This window comes from Maribacter sp. Asnod1-A12 (genome assembly GCF_045063735.1).
In the GTDB taxonomy this organism is placed as follows: domain Bacteria; phylum Bacteroidota; class Bacteroidia; order Flavobacteriales; family Flavobacteriaceae; genus Maribacter.
This window is the reverse complement of record NZ_JBEFNZ010000002.1, coordinates 1-1,181: the sequence shown is the minus strand read 5'-3', so window position 1 is coordinate 1,181 and position 1,181 is coordinate 1. Positions and strand designations below refer to the sequence as shown.

Annotated in this window: 2 protein-coding genes; both read left to right on the top strand. The window is 47.5% G+C overall.

The window, feature by feature from the left end; all coding sequences use genetic code 11:
• Positions 1 to 9 precede the first annotated feature (9 nt).
• Positions 10 to 117, top strand: coding sequence for a gliding motility-associated C-terminal domain-containing protein (locus ACJJVP_RS00015; RefSeq protein WP_405409750.1), 108 nt, complete (start codon positions 10 to 12; stop codon positions 115 to 117).
• A 24-nt stretch (positions 118 to 141) separates the two neighbouring features.
• The gene (locus ACJJVP_RS00010) at positions 142 to 1,074 is read left to right on the top strand and encodes a type IX secretion system membrane protein PorP/SprF (RefSeq protein WP_405409748.1); all 933 of its coding nucleotides are present in this window, start codon (positions 142 to 144) and stop codon (positions 1,072 to 1,074) included.
• The last annotated feature ends 107 nt before the right edge of the window (positions 1,075 to 1,181 follow it).

Sequence of the window (1,181 nt, the reverse complement as noted above, 5' to 3'; positions counted from 1 at the left end):
AGAGCTACGATAAACCAAGATTCCGAGTTACCGGTTGGCGTGTATTTCTATGTGATCAAGTATAATAACAACGGGGATAACTTGGACAAGTCGGGTTACCTATACATAAACAGATAAAAAAATCTCTTTAAAAAAGATAAGATGAACAAATATTTTCTATTCATATTGATCAGTATAGCGGGTCTTCTGACAGGGTATTCCCAGCAAGACGCGCAGTACACGCAGTACATGTACAATACGATATCGGTGAACCCTGCATATGCGGGATCTCGAGGAGTGTTGAGCATAGTTGCCCTTCACCGTTCGCAGTGGGTGGGGCTCGACGGCGCACCGACGACTCAGACGTTGAACTTTCATACTCCCGTTTCCAATAATGTAGGATTGGGACTATCGGTGGTGAACGACGAGATCGGTAACGGTACGAACCAAGATACGTACATAGACGCCGCGTTCAGTTATACGGTAAAGACCTCTGAGGAGGGTAAGCTTTCGTTCGGACTGAAAGCGGGCGGGCACCTGTTCAACGTGGACTTCACGAAACTGAGGAACTACGGGGCGGAGAGCAACCTGCCGAACATCGACAACAAGTTCTCGCCTAACTTCGGAGCGGGGATCTATTACCATACGGACCGTTTCTATGCGGGGCTATCGGTACCGAACTTTCTGCAGACCGAGCATTTCGACAGTTCGGATACGAACAGTTCGAGTTTGATCGCACAGGAGCGTATGAACCTCTATCTGATCACGGGGTATGTGTTCGATTTGAAGAACAACGTAAAGTTCAAGCCCGCGGCGCTCGTAAAAGCCGTAAAGGGGGCACCTTTACAGGTAGATTTAAGCGCGAACTTCCTTTTCAACGACAAGTTCTCTTTGGGGGCTGCGTATAGATGGGACGCTGCGATCAGCGCCCTGTTCGGTTTTCAGCTGAACGACCAGTTGATGTTGGGGCTTGCCTATGACAAGGAAACGACGGACCTTGGAGCGACCAGGTTCAACGACGGTTCTTTCGAGATCATGCTGAGATATGAATTCCTGAACAAATACAAACGAGTGATCACCCCAAGATTCTTTTAAAAAAACGACATGAAAAAAACAGGATATATTTTTTGTGGCTTGGCGGTAATGGCTATGATGGCAAGCGCACAGGACAAGAAAGTAAAGAAAGCGGATACGAAGTTCAC

Excerpts from the sequence above, each read along its gene's own strand:
- ACJJVP_RS00010 (WP_405409748.1), top strand. The coding sequence starts at position 142 with ATGAACAAATATTTTCTATTCATATTGATCAGTATAGCGGGTCTTCTG.